This is a genomic window from Bacillus sp. FJAT-49711 (assembly GCF_018343715.1).
Classification (GTDB): domain Bacteria; phylum Bacillota; class Bacilli; order Bacillales; family Bacillaceae_C; genus Lederbergia.
In genome coordinates this window covers 64644-81796 of sequence record NZ_JAGYPL010000007.1, presented here as the reverse complement: position 1 = coordinate 81796, position 17153 = coordinate 64644, and the positions used below count along the sequence as shown (strand labels likewise).

The 17153-nt window shown below is 36.5% G+C and carries 14 protein-coding genes and 2 pseudogenes; 11 read left to right on the top strand and 5 right to left on the bottom strand.

The window, feature by feature from the left end:
* The first annotated feature begins 39 nt into the window (after nt 1-39).
* The gene (locus KHA96_RS22100; RefSeq protein ID WP_213131507.1) at nt 40-726 is read left to right on the top strand and encodes a response regulator transcription factor; all 687 of its coding nucleotides are present in this window, start codon (nt 40-42) and stop codon (nt 724-726) included.
* Nucleotides 710-1798: a sensor histidine kinase gene (locus KHA96_RS22095; RefSeq protein WP_249315874.1), complete on the top strand. Its 1089-nt coding sequence runs from the start codon at nt 710-712 to the stop codon at nt 1796-1798. The genes KHA96_RS22100 and KHA96_RS22095 overlap by 17 nt, the downstream gene beginning before the upstream one ends.
* Nucleotides 1799-2257: 459 nt before the next feature.
* Here KHA96_RS22095 and KHA96_RS22090 read toward each other — a convergent pair whose 3' ends face one another.
* Entirely contained in the window at nt 2258-2449 is a 192-nt protein-coding gene (locus KHA96_RS22090; protein ID WP_213131506.1) for a hypothetical protein, read from the bottom strand.
* Between the two features lie 500 nt (nt 2450-2949).
* Entirely contained in the window at nt 2950-3849 is a 900-nt protein-coding gene (locus KHA96_RS22085; protein ID WP_213131505.1) for a helix-turn-helix domain-containing protein, read from the bottom strand.
* Nucleotides 3850-4103: 254 nt separating this feature from the next.
* Here KHA96_RS22085 and KHA96_RS22080 point away from each other — a divergent pair, with 254 nt between their 5' ends.
* The 7 genes and pseudogenes from KHA96_RS22080 (at nt 4104) to KHA96_RS22050 (ending at nt 8197) form a co-directional block, all read left to right on the top strand.
* The gene (locus tag KHA96_RS22080; RefSeq protein WP_213131504.1) at nt 4104-4265 is read left to right on the top strand and encodes a hypothetical protein; all 162 of its coding nucleotides are present in this window, start codon (nt 4104-4106) and stop codon (nt 4263-4265) included.
* Between the two features lie 57 nt (nt 4266-4322).
* Complete coding sequence (locus KHA96_RS22075) at nt 4323-5132, top strand: SDR family NAD(P)-dependent oxidoreductase (protein ID WP_349305832.1); 810 nt, start codon at nt 4323-4325, stop codon at nt 5130-5132.
* 37 nt (nt 5133-5169) lie between these two features.
* The gene (locus KHA96_RS22070; protein ID WP_213131502.1) at nt 5170-5709 is read left to right on the top strand and encodes a hypothetical protein; all 540 of its coding nucleotides are present in this window, start codon (nt 5170-5172) and stop codon (nt 5707-5709) included.
* 323 nt (nt 5710-6032) lie between these two features.
* Nucleotides 6033-6560 (top strand): RNA polymerase sigma factor, encoded by a 528-nt coding sequence (locus tag KHA96_RS22065; RefSeq protein ID WP_213131501.1) that lies wholly within the window; start codon nt 6033-6035, stop codon nt 6558-6560.
* Nucleotides 6544-7293, top strand: coding sequence for a DUF4871 domain-containing protein (locus KHA96_RS22060; protein WP_213131500.1), 750 nt, complete (start codon nt 6544-6546; stop codon nt 7291-7293). The genes KHA96_RS22065 and KHA96_RS22060 overlap by 17 nt, the downstream gene beginning before the upstream one ends.
* A 185-nt stretch (nt 7294-7478) precedes the next feature.
* Nucleotides 7479-7775, top strand: a complete 297-nt coding sequence (locus KHA96_RS22055) for a transporter suffix domain-containing protein (protein ID WP_249315873.1) — start codon at nt 7479-7481, stop codon at nt 7773-7775.
* Nucleotides 7765-8197: pseudogene (locus tag KHA96_RS22050) on the top strand (MarR family winged helix-turn-helix transcriptional regulator). Before KHA96_RS22055 ends, KHA96_RS22050 begins: the two are co-directional and overlap by 11 nt.
* 93 nt (nt 8198-8290) lie before the next feature.
* Here KHA96_RS22050 and KHA96_RS22045 read toward each other — a convergent pair.
* On the bottom strand, nt 8291-10132 hold the full coding sequence (locus KHA96_RS22045) for a nucleoside hydrolase (RefSeq protein ID WP_213131499.1): 1842 nt from the start codon (nt 10130-10132) through the stop codon (nt 8291-8293).
* Nucleotides 10133-10917: 785 nt separating this feature from the next.
* Between KHA96_RS22045 and KHA96_RS22040 the strand changes: the two genes are divergently transcribed.
* Complete coding sequence (locus KHA96_RS22040; protein ID WP_213131498.1) at nt 10918-14052, top strand: hybrid sensor histidine kinase/response regulator; 3135 nt, start codon at nt 10918-10920, stop codon at nt 14050-14052.
* Nucleotides 14053-14155: 103 nt separating this feature from the next.
* On the opposite strand, the pseudogene KHA96_RS22035 reads toward KHA96_RS22040, so the two are convergent.
* Together KHA96_RS22035 and KHA96_RS22030 are read right to left on the bottom strand one after the other, a co-directional pair.
* Nucleotides 14156-14449 (bottom strand): annotated as a pseudogene (locus KHA96_RS22035) (transposase); the annotation flags it as partial.
* A 210-nt stretch (nt 14450-14659) separates the two neighbouring features.
* Nucleotides 14660-15919 (bottom strand): phytoene desaturase family protein, encoded by a 1260-nt coding sequence (locus tag KHA96_RS22030; RefSeq protein WP_213131496.1) that lies wholly within the window; start codon nt 15917-15919, stop codon nt 14660-14662.
* Between the two features lie 241 nt (nt 15920-16160).
* Here KHA96_RS22030 and KHA96_RS22025 point away from each other — a divergent pair, with 241 nt between their 5' ends.
* On the top strand, nt 16161-16928 hold the full coding sequence (locus KHA96_RS22025; protein WP_213131495.1) for an ArsR/SmtB family transcription factor: 768 nt from the start codon (nt 16161-16163) through the stop codon (nt 16926-16928).
* The last annotated feature ends 225 nt before the right edge of the window (nt 16929-17153 follow it).

Below are 17153 nucleotides of genomic sequence, written 5' to 3'. Positions count from 1 at the left end.
CCTCTTCTATCGTATAAACTTAGAATAGAGGTGATTTATATGAAACAAACGATTATGGTTGTTGAAGATGATAAGATGATTCGAAATCTCATACATATCTATTTAAAGAAAAATGGATATGAAGTTGTGGAAGCAAGTGATGGAGAAGAAGCAAAAGCAGTTTTCCTAGAATACCGACCATGCTTAATTATTTTGGATTTAATGCTTCCAAAGGTTAGTGGTGAAGAATTTTATACTTGGATTAGTAAGCAGAAGCATAATGAGGTTTCGGTAATTATGCTTTCAGCAAAAGTCCGAATTGATGATAGAATTTCTGGGTTGAAATTAGGTGCGGATGCATATATGACAAAGCCATTTGACCCTAATGAATTAATCGCACAAGTAGAAGCCGTACTTAGGCGTACGGAACAGTTATGTCAAAAAATTGTCTATACAGGTTTATGTATCATGCCAAGAAAAGGGCAAGTTTTACTTTATGGACAAGTTATAAAACTAACAAAATATGAGTTTGATTTATTGTATTATTTCATGCAAAATCCAGACATCGTATTATCACGCGAGCAACTTATCAGGCAAATTCACCCTAACATGGAGCGCAATGTCATGGATCGAACGATTGATGCGCATATAAAAAAACTTCGTGAAAAGATTGAAGAATATCCATCGAGGCCTAAGCGTGTCCAAACAGTTAGGGGAATGGGGTATAAGTTTGTCTCGAATATATAGATTTTTAGCACGCGTCACACCAATTGGATTTCTATGGCGTTTAACGTTTCTGAATATTTTAGTTGTTGTGATGGTTACTTCTGTAAGTGGTTGGACTATTTATAATACCGCTTGCTTTTTAGCTGCAGAAGTGGGGGATTTGGATACACTCCGGCAACAGCTGTTTAATCGTACCCTTCTCAATTATTTATGGGTTTTAATGATTATGGTTACTTTTTTTGGGGGTGTTATCCATTTCTATTTAATCAAACGCTTGATTAAACCAATCCGAAATTTAATTCGATCTACTAAAGAGCTGAAGCTTGGTCATTACCCTAAACCAGTAAAAGTATATGAAAAAGATGAAATCGGGCAACTGGCTTTACAATATAATGGGCTTATTGAACAGCTACAAATAAATGAACAACAACGGAATAGGCTTGTAACTGACATATCACATGAAATAAGAACCCCCTTATCGAATTTAAATGGTTATCTACTAGCATTAAAAGATGGAGATATAATAGGAGATAAAGCTCTTTTTGCATCCTTGCATCAGGAATCAAACCGATTGTCTAAAATGATTGAACAGCTCGAGCAATTAAAAGAATGGGATTACCTATCGGCTCAATCCATTGTAGAAAAAGAAACGTTTGAAATTCAACCTATACTGCTCCAATGTGTTGCAATGTTTGAAAGGACTTTGGAACAAAAGAATATTCCGATACTATTAGAAATTGAATCATGCAAGATAGATATCCATGTCGTAGGAATACAGCAAGTAATTAGCAACTTGCTGGAAAATGCCATTAATTATTATGAAGGAGATGGGCCGATTTTATTGGTAGGAGAAAGGCGTGGGAAGGATTATCGTATTTCAATTTCAGGACCTAGCAAACCAATTCCAGAAATTGAAAAGGAAAAGGTATTTAGACGGTTTTACCGACTCGATTCTTCCCGAAGCCGTATGACTGGAGGTTCAGGATTAGGTCTTGCAATCTCAAAGGAAATTATCGAAGGCTATCATCAAGGTGAAATTGGAATTGATACGACTAGTTCGAGTAATACTTTTTGGGTAGTACTTCCAGTATAACCCCTGTACATTATGTTTGGAGTGAATGTATTGACTGTATCTCGACCAATGGATTAGATATACTTAAAATTAATAAGTATATTTCTTAAAACGTTAATTTTAATAAAAACATTGATGAATCAACGTTTACAGGCTATATCATATTTGACAAGATAGCCTGTTTTTGTTTTGAAAAAAGTAAGTGAATATAATTTTAAGAGAAGAAATCATTAGTACTGTATTTTACTTTTGGCAGCTTGAGAGAAATAATTTGTGTAATATGGTTGAACGTAAATCCGTACTCATCAAAGCGCTATTCCCACCCCCGTTGTTTGGACGAACAAAACACTAATAAAAAATCTTCTTAAATAGAGAAAAAAAGCCAGATATCCCATTCAATGTTGAGATATCTGGCTTTTCCCTTTTTATATTCTCTCTAAATATCAATATGGTCTTAACATGTTAAGTAATAGCGATATGTCATTTGTGGAGCCAACGGAGATGACTGTTTTTTTGAGCAGGGTCGGCAAACCTCTTTATCTTCCCTTCAAAATCCGCTCTTGTCACAATCACATCTGCGTTACGAATGGCCTCTAATAGAAAGTCTTCCGGTGTCGAAGATATATCGATAGTATCAATCTCTGCTGATGTCATCCGTCTGATTTCATCCAAGTAAAAGATGTACGAATTTGCCTTGCATTCAATAAATAGATAACGTAGTTACGTTTGAGCGGTTGGCTGAACAGTTGCATATAGGCGAATCCGGACAGCAACATATTTTCGACATTGTGCCCTAATTCGTAAGCTTCTTTAATGGTTTGTTCCATAAAGGGAAAATAGGGATTTTGTCTTATAAACTTCGAAATTTTTTCCTCGCCGGCAACTTGAGTTCCTCTGCCTTTTGTATATGTAAAAGACCATCTTCCTTTAATTGAGAATAATTTATTGTTATTTATGATTTGTTAGCTTCTTGTATTAGGAGCATACCGTTAAGTGCACTGACAAACGCATAATGAACCTGTTCTGCTGGAACGTTCTTATCTTGATAAAATAAGTAGTTATAAGTTCAATTTTAGAAAATGTACATTTGTTATTCTCTAATTACTGCGAATAACATTGTATTTAATTTTAAAGTGTAAATTATGGGCTTTGTAGATGTGGGCAGTTTATTATCATTCTTTATCGTTCAATGTGAAAAACAGGGGTGTATCATTCAAAAGAATATGTAAAAAATTTTCTCTTTCAGTTACGAGACTTGTTGAACCCAGTTCTCGAAACATGGAAATAGCTTTATTAGCAACTTCAATTCCTTTTTCTTTATTTCCGATTTTTATTTCGTATAACCCTTGCAAGTATAAAAGATGATTTCGTGAAAGAAGATCTTTTTCTGGAATCGAAATATTATCTAGATAACCCAGAAAGACTTTGCACTCTCTTAAATATATATTGTGTCTCAATAAATACGTGATTGTATTTGATAGTATGTAGATAATAATTTGATTTACCTTAGCTAACTTTCTCAAATAAACGCTTTTTTTATAGGCTGTTTCAGAAAGTGTCAGAACCATTTTTGGTGGCATCAGGAACATTGTCGCGTTATATAACCGCAATTCATAATACCCCCAAACTTCTACTTGAAAAAGATAATCAAATAAAAATTCAATTGCCTCTTTTTCGGCTTCAACAAATTCATCTCTTACAATATTTATTAAAACGTCTAATACTAGTGTGTTACAACGATATGCAGCAACTTTGGTGGTCCTCCATTTGTCCATGTGAACTTCTTTTAAAGTTTGTAATTTGGAAAGATTACGTTTTACATAAGCTTGTTCTGCTTTATCAAAAAAAGTTTCGAAGTTATCAAGGTTAAAATCATTGTGAACAAATAGAAATTCATCGTAAGAAAGTGAAAGCTTTTCCAAAATTTTTAAAAAATAACTTACGGAAATATCTGAATTGCCACGTTCGAACTTGGACAAAAATGAAGTAGACAAAATTCCGTCAGATAATTGTTGCAATGTATATCCTTTTTCTTCTCTAATTTTTCTAATCGTCTTACCATAATCATTCATAGGCTTTCTCCTCGTACTTTTCTTAGTAAATAATTGCTTAAATACGACGATTGTGTAATGGATTCTACTATATGACAAGTTTGTTAGAGCCGTCAAAGCAACAAGTATAATTAAAGCTAATCCGACAATTATTTAAAAGTTAAGGTTAAGCAAGAATCCTGAAGAAGATGCAGTTAAGCTAGTTTTATCATAATAGTGAGAAGGTCACTGCAAATTTTACGGAAATTAGTGGAACGGAGCAAAGTTCATTAACATTGGAGGTAAACGATTTTCATCGTCTGTATGATGAATTGGAAATAAGTGGTGCGACAATAACTGGGATTGTGGACAATGATGATTGTGGTAAAAACTTCTATGTATATGACATAGACAGCAATAAAATTGATATCTGGAGCGGTGGGCCTCCTATTCCATAATCTCCATCATAGATCTTACTTTTAAAAAATACAAGGGGGATAATGATTGTGGAAGCAATTAAAAAAGTGGCTATCGTCACTGGCGGTGCATCTGGGATTGGGAAGGCTCTCTGTAATGAGCTTATCTCACAAGGCGTATTTGTCATTATTGCCGATATAGATAAAGAGGAAGGAAAGCTGGTTGAAGCTTCTTTTAATAGATCAAAACTAAATTCAAGGTTTGTCTTATTGGACGTAACTGATTTCAACAAAGTAAATAATATTCTAACGGAGGTATATGAGGAATTTGGTCGACTAGATTACCTTTTTAATAATGCCGGCATTGCCATGTACGGTGAACTATATGATATGTACATTCAGGACTGGAAAGAAATGATCGATATTAATTTGTGGGGAGTCATCTACGGCACCCAAATTGGATATAACATCATGAAAAAGCAAGGCTTTGGGCATATAGTCAACACGGCATCTGCAGCGGGTCTTGGTCCATCCCCTATATCCACAGTCTATTCCACAACAAAGCATGCTGTAGTTGGATTAACGACATCCCTTCATTATGAGGCAGAAGAATTTGGCATTAAAGTAAGTACCCTTTGCCCCGCATTTGTAGATACTCCAATTTTTGAAAAATCAAAAGCAATAAAAATAGATAAATCGTTGATCATCGACCAATTAAAGAAACAGAAAGTAATGGCACCGGAGCGGTTGGCGAAAATAGCTATATTAGGTGTCCATAAAAATAAAGTGATTATTTGTCCGATGCCAATGCGCAAAACAATGGATATTTTTTTTAGTTTGATTCCTCCGGCACACGATGCGTTAATGAGAATGGTTTGTAAGGTGAGCAGGCAGGCAAGGAAAAATTAAAGAAAAGAATAGATTACAAGAGAAGGTGAGGAGAAAAATGAATAGAGAAATTCGTCTGTCTGAGAAAATTTTACTGTTAGGCTTGTTCTTCGTATTTCTATTTATGTTGTTACATGATTGGGTTCCTCTGGATCCATTCAATGATGTTCACGCAGTATCTGCAGAGACTTCCATCGGTAGGCTAATTATTACATCTTTAATAAATACGGGACAGATGTTAGTGATAATGGTCATCCTCTTGTCTTATATGGGTAAAAAATACCCGATATGGGCACAACTTTGGTTGATTATACATCAATCATGTATTTTTATTGGAGCGATGTTGAGTTGGTGGATTCCTTATTTCTTTGGTATCGGTGCAGCGGATAAAGTAGGAAGATATACAAAAATGTTTGGCAACACTCATTCATTTTTGCCAGTCAGGAATGGGATTGTGCCGAATACGATTCATACAATATTCCATTTAACACTCTTTCTTTGCATTGCATTAACAATTTATCTGAGTTTTATAATGCAAAAAAAGTCGATAATAAAAAAAGGAAAAGATACAGTCAGGGTAGACAATAAATTTACTTGATACCAAAAATACGAATGACAGAGACGTTCTGATATACAAGAAAGCAGAGCTCTTCTGTCATTCGTTAATTCAAATAAAGAAGCATCGCTCTCTCTTCTCTATATTTATAATCATTATTTTTTTGGAATTTAACCCCCGTTATCATTCCTTTTAATCAAAAACTCGATAGGTAAGCTCTAACGGTCACACTTTTAATTAACCATTTCCCCTTAATAGTTATATAAATCTAGACAACTTTTATTAAATTAAAGTATTTTCATAACCTTTCAGCTGCTTAATCGTCTATATAGAGAATCCATTTCCAAAGAAAGGGAGTTTAAATCTTGTCTAACAATAAAAGAAATGAGCTGCAAGAATGGTTCACGCAATATCATCAAACCATCTTCAAATATATTTTATTAATGGTGAAGGATTTCCACCAAGCAGAGGATCCGATGCAGGAAACCTTCGTAAAAGCATATAAGTACCACCATACTTTTAATCGAGATTCTAGTGCAAAGACATGGCTATTTAGTATTGCGCATAATGTAACCGTTGATTATTTAAGGAAAAAGAAACCGGTTCGATTATTACAAGGAATTCTAAATGCAAAACAAGACTCATCCCCTATACCGGAGGAGGTTATTCAAATGAAAGAAAGCGCAATTGAACTTTACCAGGCTTTATATAATCTAAAAGAGTCATATCGCGAAGTTATTATTTTGCGAAAAATCAAGGGTTTTTCAATCAGTGAAACTTCAAAAATCCTTAATTGCTCTAAAGGTAAGGTAAAGCAAACTCTTTTTCGTGCAATCCCAGCACTTGAAAAGCAACTATTGCAGGAGGGATTTATAAATGAAGAAACTAAGTGATTCCAGTATTTATGATCGTTCACTACAAAAATTGGTGTTTAAAATGGAATATAGTGAAAAACGAGCAAACGTAGTTCTTGGAAAATTAAATCGAGAATTAGATAAAATAGATAGAAGATCAAAAATGAACAAACTTATCATGTTTACTACCAGTCTTGCAGTTGTATCAATGTTTTTTCTGCTTTTTATCGGTCAGATAACTGGGAAGTTAAATATAATGAATCTTTCCAATCCTTTAGGTGTGCAGAATTCTTTTGAAAAACTTGGGTCACAGGCTTCCAAAAGACCCTTAAATAAGATTGAAAAAAAGGTTGAACAAGGATTTAACACAGGTATAGGCGCCCCCCCTGTAACGATCGGACAAAATATAATTAACAATATTGATTGGACGGTTAGTTCGACATTTCCCCATGATATATACACAATTAGGGGAATACAAGACAAAATTGGTTTTATTGACTCTCATTACACCAGCGGCGTACCTAATAAATATATGTGGCACTTCTGGGATTCTATCCCACGAGGTGATTTATCAGTTGTTGCTATTAATGAAAAGTCTTTAAAAATATCACCAGCACTCATGCATGATGACAATTATGTTTGGACAACATCGCATGTTGGTCCAAACTATACACTACCTTCTAATATGAAATTTAATGAACCCGGTAAATGGGCATTGCTTATTTATATTGGCGATGAATACATTGATACTATCGTAGTAGATGTTAAATAATATTGAAATATGTCTCTTTAATAGAACCATGTCGGATTAAGCATGACCCTAATAAAATATATATCGATGTTTAAACTCCTTTCCCAATTTTGCTTGGGAAGGAGTTTTTAAGGAACCCCTTGAAATCAACATTCGCTGTTATATAGTTTAGTTAAGTGAACTAAAACAATTTAGGAGACTTAATATTGGAAAAAGAGATGGTTTTTAACGAAAAGAAGAAAAAAAGATCATTCCTTTTTAAGCTCGGATTAGGGCTTTTAGTTTTCTCTCTTTCACTTTATCTGATTCCAGTGATCACGCCATTTACACCACTTCCCATTAAGGTAAAGGCGAGTATCATTACTGGCAGTATCATAATAGCGGAGATCTTATTCTGGTTAGGCGCTTTATTTGTTGGGAAAGAAGTAGCTAGCAAATTTAAAAGTTATTTGAATCCCAAAAATTGGAGGAGAAAAAGGGAGGGAAAAAAGTATGAAAAGTAAAAATATAGCAGGGCATATTAATCAAACAATTGAAGACATATGGATTTTACTAAAAAAAAGAAAGCAACTATATGCAGTTTAAATTAGATAACCAACAATATGTATTATTAACATTGGTTATTCGGTATCCGTCCTTTTCTCCTTCAGAATTGGACTGAAAAAATGGATATAACGAAAAGTGCTGTCAGTCAGCAGTTAGCAAAACAGATAGGGAAGGCTATATCATTAGAAATGTAAAAGATAAGCGAACGTTTTTAATCGAATTGGGCGAGAAAGGGGTGCTTTATAAAAAAGAAATGGAGGCATTTAATCAACAGGTTTCTGAAAAGCATGATGCGAATTTATCACCTGTTGAATTGGAAAATATGTTATCAGCTTTTCAAAAGCTACGGGAATTACTTTATTTGAGGCCAGATGGCTAACGGGCATAAAAAAAGATGAGGTGTTAAATACTAGGTTTTCCTAGCTTAACACTTCTTCCTTTTATTTTTTTCTTAAAAGAAACCCTTTTATCACTAGCCCATTTGGCACCACATCTCTGCAATTTTTAACATTTCTTTTCCTGTTATTTCTTGCCCGATTTTAATTAGGACAAAAGCTGTAGAAACCATTTGTAAAAATCCCCATTGCCAAATTGATTGCTTATCCACTCCTGTTAACTGATAGAGATATTCGCACCGTTCCAACCCACTATTGATAGGGTCATCCTTATATTCCTCTGGCCATTCCCGCATAAGCACCCCTAAATCATAGGCTTTTTCGTAAAAGATACCATCTGGATCGACCAACTTAAAGCTGTTCGTTTTCGATAAATTTTGTAAAGTATTGGTGCTGTGGGCATCTCCATGAATCAGGACATGGTCGTTTGGATTATTTTGTTTCTCTCTAAATCGTAAAAAGTTATACGCCTGCTTTATCACTTTTTCAGAACAGGGACGATGCAATTCTTCCCAAGTCTCGCTAATAAACGACCGAAACCATTCAATACTATCAGTTCCATTCGGAAACTTCGCATTATTAATGGGAACCCGCCACGTTTTTTCCAACGTTGTGCATATAATCTCAATTTGCTGGTCTACTGAATAATTCAGTTCTTTTAGTGGCATTCCAAGGCGTTCCAACAAGCAGGCATAATTCTTAGTATCATAATTGATTAGCATAGGGTAACCTTGTCCATCAGCAGCTTTCAGAACGTTTATCCCATTAAGAAATTCGCCATGCTCCCTACCTGCAGGCATATCAATTTTCAGTACATACTGCTTTCCATCATGTCCGATTGCGTTAGAAACATAAGCATGAGTGCCACCATAGAGAGTTTCCTCTACTGATATTTTCCACTTATTTTCCAATTCTAAAATAAGATTGTCCAAGTCAGCAAGCCATTTTTCACCTACATCTCCGGAAACTTTAGCCCGGTTTACGACGAGAGGAGGTAACTCTACTCTTGGTAACTTAGCTTTTGTTTCCGTGAAAGGATTGTCATTCAGGGTAGAGGATAAGATACGGTAAAACGATTCTCGATTTACAGTTCTGGCAACCAGCACATTACCATTGAAATCAGGCGTAAACTTCGTTCCACCCATATCGCTTTCTTCTCTCGTTTCCACCTGAACAAACCCTTTTTCAAATTCACAGATTTCTGGGTGGAAAATCGAAACAGCCGCCAATGGATCATGCAGTGTCAGTTTGCCGGCACTTTCTAGCCATGCATTTCCAAAGTCAAATACCGCTTTCATTAAATCGCTGTCCTTAGAAAACAGTGTACTAGCTCTTTCAGATTCAATAGTAAGCTTTTCCGTTACTTCCAAAGGGATTGCCTTATGAGTAGAAACGTTAGAGGCAAATACAATCTTAGAAGCCAACGGATCTGCCCATGAATTCCAGTTATAATATGGTTCTGGCAAAGGTTCTGTCCCGAAATAACCATTCATCACATATAGGCCTTTTAGTAAACTCGGTGCATCAGGGTAAGTGCGGAATAGGGTAGCCACATTTGTCATGTTCCCAATTGCGAGCAACACAATTTCATGTGGATTTTCCTTGATTTTTTGATACAGAAACGCTGGTGCATCCGCTTTTTCAAATTCTTTGTGTGGCCAGTACTCCAATGCTCGTGCCCCATCTGGTGTGGGATATACAGGCACAGGCTGTAATGTCGTATCTAAGCCTGCGACAATCGGAATATCTTTTCCTGCACTCTTACAAATTGCATCCGCCACAGCAGCCCGTTTTTCGGGTTCCCCGCAAACAGTTGTGATCCCGAGAAGATCGCACTGTGGCTCCTTCAATAAGTATGCAAGGCAAATAGCATCATCGATATCGCCGCCGATATCTGTATCAAGTAATATTTTTATCATTAATAAAAGACCTCCTGTATTTTAAGAATGCTGATACAAGAGTTGTGTGCAAATCCCCATACTGCACCTCCTTATTTTGATATGCTTATTGTATCACAGAAAATACTAATGATTTCCAAGGTTAAGATAGTTTTAACTAGAGGTCACAACAAGAAATAACCAAGTTGTGATTCTTACAATGTTGATCTGTATGTAGCATTCTAAAAATATATCAATTGGCAATTATACACACTGCATCAATTATTAATAACTACGGCTTAAATGGATAGGTAGTCATTGTAGGATTTTGTGTATGTATGTTTTACTTCATCCATAAAGTTTAATTTCTTGAATTTTTACATACTGACTCTAGTAATTTATTTGGATATGCTATTCGAATCGGCTATAAGTCGGTAATCCTTGGAAATAAGAAATATTCAACATCAGCATCCCATGATCATTTCTTAAGTCTTTATTTGACAACACTATTATACTTTCTGCTTGGCTTCAATTATGTGTTTACAGAAAATTAGGTTTATAAAAAGTGGAGATGATATGATGATAAAAGTTGTCAATTTTTTATTGTTAAGTGTTTCGGTTCTTAGCGTTCAGTACAAGGGACAGTAATTCTGACGGGGAAACAAAGATAGGTATCCTTAAATACGCAGTTACATTTGGATTGGTTGCTGTAGTTGCTTATCATTATTTAAAATAGATAATTCATAGATATTAATTATTAACGTGAAATTATCAGTTAAATGTGTAAAAATGGAAATGAATTGTTCAAAAAGGGGATTTGAGCAGAAATGGTTCGTCAAAATATACAAATAAAAAAAAGATATATTTTATTAATGTTCGGATTATTAGTAATCATTTTATCGGGCTCTCGTATTCTCTGGATGAACGCATTCCAAGATCTCTCACATAAGCAAATTAAAAAGGGGCAATTGGATTTACGGGATTGGTCTGCAGATGATGGTGGAGTACTTTTACTTGATGGAGAATGGGAGTTTTATCCGTCACAATGGTTGGTAGATGGTGAGAAGCAATCTAGTTTAGATGAGAAAACGCGAAAGGTTGTTCAAGTTCCAGGTAGGTGGAACGAGAATTTTCATGATAAAGAATCAACACCGTATGGATTTGGTTCTTATCGATTACGAATATATGTAAATCCGGAGGAGAATAGGAATTATAGTGTGTATGTATCAAGCGTACGCAGCTCTTCGGAGGTATATGTCAACGGGCGACTTTTGGCTAGATCTGGGCAAGTAGGTGAAACAAAAGATGAATACGTCGCAAAAAATTTGCCCTATTCAACAACCTTCACTGCAGATGAAAATGGTGTCATTGAGATTGTGATTCAAGCGGCGAATTTTAAAGATGTTCGCCGAAGCGGAATTATACGTTCGATTAAATTTGGTTCAGAGGAAGTAATGTCCAAGGAAAGAAACTTGTCCTTATCTATGCAGATTTTAGCTTCAGTTATATTTTTGATGCATTCAATTTATGCCATTGTACTATTTTTCCTTGGGAATTGGGAAAAAAGGTTATTATATTTTTCTTTACTAACACTTTGTGTAACATTCATGAATTTAATCAGTAACGATGAAAAGTTATTCCACTTACTATTGAATATGGGGTATGAATGGGACTTTCGTCTAGCGAATGTGATGATTCCAATCGCTTGCTATGCATTGTTACAGTGCATAGATCATCGTAATCTCCCCTATTGGGGCAGGATTAGTCCAGTCTATTTAATCATCAATATCATAATGGCTGTCATTACGTTATTTTTATCCCCAGAGCAAATTATTATGTTGTTTCCTGTTTATTATCTTTTGGCTGGGATTGCAATTGTTATCACAATGGTTACGATTATCAAAAAGTTATTTAGTGATATAAGCGGGAATGTGTTATTACTATTTTCTTTTATAGCCATCTGCCATCATTTCATTTGGATAATCTATTGGAGAGAAGCTGGAATAAGTGTTGTTCATTACCCATTTGATCTGATTATTTCTGTCGGTTGTTTCGCATCTATCTGGTTTAAAGATTATTTTAATATGCATATTGAAACAGAAAAGCTTGCTGCAAAATTACAAAAAGTGAATGAGCATAAGGATCAGTTTTTAGCAAACACCTCACATGAATTTAAAAACCCGCTCCACGGAATCATTAACATGTCTCAATCTGTATTAGCTAGAGAAAAACATTTGTTGCAGAAAAAAAGTGTTAACGAACTTGAAATGGTTTTAACAGTCGGCCAGCGGATGACGCTGCTATTAAATGATCTACTTGATGCAGCTAGCCTACGGGAAGGTAATCCACGCTTGCAGAAAAAAGTTATTGCGATTCAGCCCGTTGTGACTGGAGTACTGGATATGCTGCAATTCATCGTTGAAATCAAGCCAGTGAAAATTGTTAATCAAGTTCCGGATGATTTTCCTCCTGTAATGGCAGACGAGAATCGAGTCATTCAAATTATTTATAATTTGCTTCATAATGCTGTGAAATACACGAATGAAGGGGAAATTTACATTCAAGCCAGAGTGAAGGATGAAAGAGCATTTATTACTATATCTGATACAGGGATTGGTATAGATGGTGATTTGCTTCAGCGGCTGTTTCGCCCGTATGAGCAAGCTTCTGATGAGACAATGATTGAAGCTGGCTTTGGATTAGGATTAAGTATAAGTAAACAATTGATTGAGCTACATGGCGGAAATTTAGAAGTATCTTCAGCCCCAGGGAAAGGATCGAAGTTTACCTTTTCGCTAATGCTCGCTTCAGCAGATGAATACAGGGAGATTGAGAATGCTGCATCAATGAAATTGCAACCTTCCACATTCCAGCAGATGTCTGCTAATCATTTGATTGCATCTGCACTCGATTTGGAAAAAGTGGAAGTCTTGACTACTGCAGATCAATCCATATTAATGGAGTCCGATTCCGAACGCCTGCCTATACTAATCGTTGATGATGACCCTGTAAACCTACAGGTACTTCAATCGATCCTGCCAGTTGAACAATATGATATTACAACTGTATCGAGCGGCAAAAAGGCGCTTGATAAATTGGATGAAAAGGAATGGAATTTAGTTATTTCTGATATCATGATGCCACAGATGTCCGGATATGAATTGACTAAATTGATTCGTAATCGTTATAGTCTTACGGAGCTTCCTATCTTGCTGCTTACTGCAAGAAGTGAACCCAAGGATATACAAGCTGGTTTTTTAGCAGGGGCCAATGACTATGTGACGAAGCCTGTTGAAATGTTGGAGTTAAGATCTAGAGTAAGGGCACTTACGACCGTGAAGAAAGTTGTGCAAGAACAATTGCAATTAGAAGCTGCATGGTTGCAAGCGCAAATCCAGCCACACTTTTTATTCAATACTTTAAATTCAATTATCGCTTTAAGTGAAATTGACTTAGATAAGATGAGTCATCTGCTAAATGAACTTAGCGAATTTTTAAGAAACAAATTTCAGTTTCAACATATTGATGAGCTGATCCCAATCGAAGATGAACTAAATATTGTGAGATCGTATCTTAATATTGAACAGGTCCGTTTCGGGAATAGATTAGAGGTTGTTTGGGAGACGGATGTATACAATGATGATGTGAAAATTCCTTTCTTAACAATCCAACCGTTAGTAGAGAATGCTATAAGACATGGTATTATGCAAAGGATTAACGGTGGAAAGGTTGTCATTAAGGTTTCCGTTTATGAAGAGTATGCTGAGATTTCAGTTGAAGATGATGGTATAGGAATGAATGAAGCCCAATTGCAAAGCTTATTAGAAAGAAAGTTAGGAAGACGAAGCGGTGTTGGATTAATTAATACGAATCAACGATTGAAACGACACTTTGGAACAGGACTGCAAATTAAAAGTACACCAGATTTAGGAACAGTAGTATCCTTTGTAGTGAGGATTTAGTATTTGATTGCTGTCATTATAATGATGTAGTAAATAAGATATAGAATATAGCACAAAAAGTCCTTGTCCTTTGTGCTGAACCCCATAAGTTAGACTAAAATATTTAAGCAGCTAGTTGACTGGTATGAAGACGGTATTCAACCGGGCTCATGCCAGTCAATTTTGCTTTTAGCCGTTCATTGCTGTAGTAAATATAATCAATCACTGCTTTCTTAAGCTCTTCAAATGAGCGATAAACTTTACCATAATACATTTCTTGTTTCATTATGCTGAAGAAGTTTTCCATTGGCGAATTATCCAGACATTTTCCTTTTCGGGACATACTTTGAAATATGCTATTATCTTTTAGTTTCTTTACATATTGTTTCATTTGATAACCCCAACCCTGATCAGAGTGTATAAAAAGGTTTGCCGTGGTAGCTGTTCTACAAACCCAAACTAAAGAATTAAACAGACAGTGGGAATACGGAACATTAAGGTATCAAACGGGCTCGTATAGTTTAAGGTCAATTTTGACGGCCAAAAATGAAATTCAAATAATTCTCGCGTAATAATTTCAAGGAAATGAGCAAGAATTATACCTTTTCAACCTATATTAATGTTTAGATTAGTTGTTCTTTATTGCCTCTTGCGCCGCCGACTTGGCGCTAGCTAATGCAGCATCAGCCAGCCTTCCTTCCGGGCCGACCCAGTCACCGGCAATGTATAAACCGGAGATCTCTGGAACATTCGGTCCGGGTGCTGGAGCTGTCCCACCATTATGGATTGTGCGTGAATCATGTGCTACAAAAACATTTGCCGAAAATCTCGCAGCAACAACATCCTGCTCCCAGCCTGGTTGAAGGAGATCAAGTAGATTGGTCAACTGCTTTTCCTCTGCTGTTTCATCGTGTGCTCTTTCGTTACCATTGTACTTCATCAAATGGAAGATATGGGCACCGTTGTCACTCAATTTTACGGATACTGAATGATTAGAAAAATACAAGGGTTCATCTAACCCGAGTGCAAAAACGCGCTCTGGGTAAGCCACACGTTTCAATGCCACATCGAAACATGAAGCAAATAGAGGTCTCGATCTCTTCTTCCATTTATCGAGCGACTCTGACCCCTGAACGAACCGGCTAGTCTCTTCTGGTCCTACGGTAGAAATCACAGAAGACACCTCAAGTTCTGTACCATCAGATAGCAATAGAGCACGGACATAGCCACTCCTCTGTATAATCTGTCTAACTTTATATCCGTTTAAAATGGTTGCACCTGCTATTTCTGCCTCGTGATTTAGATTGTCCACGATGGTCTGCCAACCTTCCTCCACATATCTGACACCCTTACCCGCGAGTTGACCTTGTTCTATCACAAAACCGCTGCTTAATACACTCATATCATCGCAATACGACCACTGCTTACACATCGCGTAGAAGAAGAGACGAACACGCTCATGAAGTATGTTTTTTTCCGCCCAGTCTTGAACACTAAGGGAGAGAATCGATTTCGTGTCGATCTCATTTAATCCTCCCATCAGTTGAGTCCACTCCCTATTCTCATCTGAGTTTAAATCGGTCGGAACTTGTACAATTTGTCCATTTTCAATTCCAATCATGCCACTCTTAGAGGCATACCCACCATTTGGCAAGCAATCGAGTTCTCTCAAGATCCGAAGGGCTGCTCCCCCCTCATACATGGCATGGGGTCCAAGATTAAAAAGGGCACCATTTACATTTGTCGTTTGAGCAAGGCCGCCTAGGTCCTTTTGTTTTTCAAGGACTATAACGGACTTTCCAGCTCTTGCTAGGTAAACCGCAGCAGTTAGCCCCGTTAATCCTCCACCAATCACGGCAGTATCGTACCTTTTTTTAAGGGAATCCATTTCAATCATCCTCCACTTTTCATAATGTACCTAGGGTATCACTGACAAGTACAATCATTCATGATATAATGTGACCATAGGGTAACATTATAATACGTTACTATGCGGTCACATGTCAATGGTTAAATTGGAGGAAATAGAATGATCGTAAGAATAACTAAGTGTGGGGAATATTATTCATCTAACCTGCGGAATTGTCCACTTTCCTTGTGTTCTGACCGATTTTTGGGAGGTTTTTTGGATGGATAACGATATATTCAAAGCATTGGCAGATCCGAACCGCCGCATGCTTCTAGATCTATTGTATGAATCTGACGGACGGACGCTAACTGATCTAGGCACACATCTGGATATGTCTAGGTTTGGTGTGATGAAACACCTTAATCTTTTGGAAGAAGCCAATTTAATTACAACAAGAAAAGTTGGAAGGGAGAAGTTCCATTATTTAAATCCAATACCCATTCGCCAAGTATATGATCGGTGGGTAAGCAAATATTCCGAGCCGTGGGCTTCCGAGTTAATTTCACTCAAAACTGAAATGGAGCGTGAAGTGTCTATGGAACAAAAGCCGCAACATATTAATCGAATCGTTATTAAATCGACTCCTGAAGAAATATGGAAGGCACTGACCGATCCAAATATGACATCTAAATATTGGTATAACGGTTCAATCCACTCTGATTGGAAACCTGGATCCCCTTTTGAGATACTAAACCCTCAAGGAAAAGTACAGGCAAAAGGAACCATCATCGTCTTTGAACCGGTTCGAAAACTGATGATGTCGTGGGAGTTAGTCTCATTACCTGAAACGGTTGAAGAGCAACCTTCACGCCTGACATGGGAAATCGAACCGCATAAAGAGTATCCCGGTGTGACGATTGTGACGGTGATTCACGATGAATTTGAGCAGTCTCCGAATACGTCCAGTGTTCTGAAAGAAGGGTTGCCAGTCGTATTATCGGGTATGAAGACCTTACTTGAAACAGGCACTCTTCTAGCGAGTGACTAATCTCTAGTAACATAAAATAATAAATTCATACGAAAAACAATGAAGATATGCCCTCTTTGGGCTAGGAAAATATTAATTTGCTAGGGGAATACCATTTTAATTCGCAGAAAGTGGTCTCGTAAGATTTTTTATGACTGCCTAAACTTTTTTAGTATTGCTTAAAACGAGAATAGCGTATTAAATTTTCTTCACTCTCGTGTCTCTCTATATTAGAAAACTCTTATT

Bases quoted from the DNA above. Each gene is read 5' to 3' on its own strand.
- KHA96_RS22040 (WP_213131498.1), top strand. From the start codon at position 10,918: ATGGTTCGTCAAAATATACAAATAAAAAAAAGATATATTTTATTAATG.
- KHA96_RS22100 (WP_213131507.1), top strand. From the start codon at position 40: ATGAAACAAACGATTATGGTTGTTGAAGATGATAAGATGATTCGAAAT.
- KHA96_RS22030 (WP_213131496.1), bottom strand. From the start codon at position 15,919: ATGGATTCCCTTAAAAAAAGGTACGATACTGCCGTGATTGGTGGAGGA.
- KHA96_RS22070 (WP_213131502.1), top strand. From the start codon at position 5,170: ATGAATAGAGAAATTCGTCTGTCTGAGAAAATTTTACTGTTAGGCTTG.
- KHA96_RS22085 (WP_213131505.1), bottom strand. From the start codon at position 3,849: ATGAATGATTATGGTAAGACGATTAGAAAAATTAGAGAAGAAAAAGGA.
- KHA96_RS22025 (WP_213131495.1), top strand. From the start codon at position 16,161: ATGGATAACGATATATTCAAAGCATTGGCAGATCCGAACCGCCGCATG.
- KHA96_RS22045 (WP_213131499.1), bottom strand. From the start codon at position 10,132: ATGATAAAAATATTACTTGATACAGATATCGGCGGCGATATCGATGAT.
- KHA96_RS22060 (WP_213131500.1), top strand. From the start codon at position 6,544: ATGAAGAAACTAAGTGATTCCAGTATTTATGATCGTTCACTACAAAAA.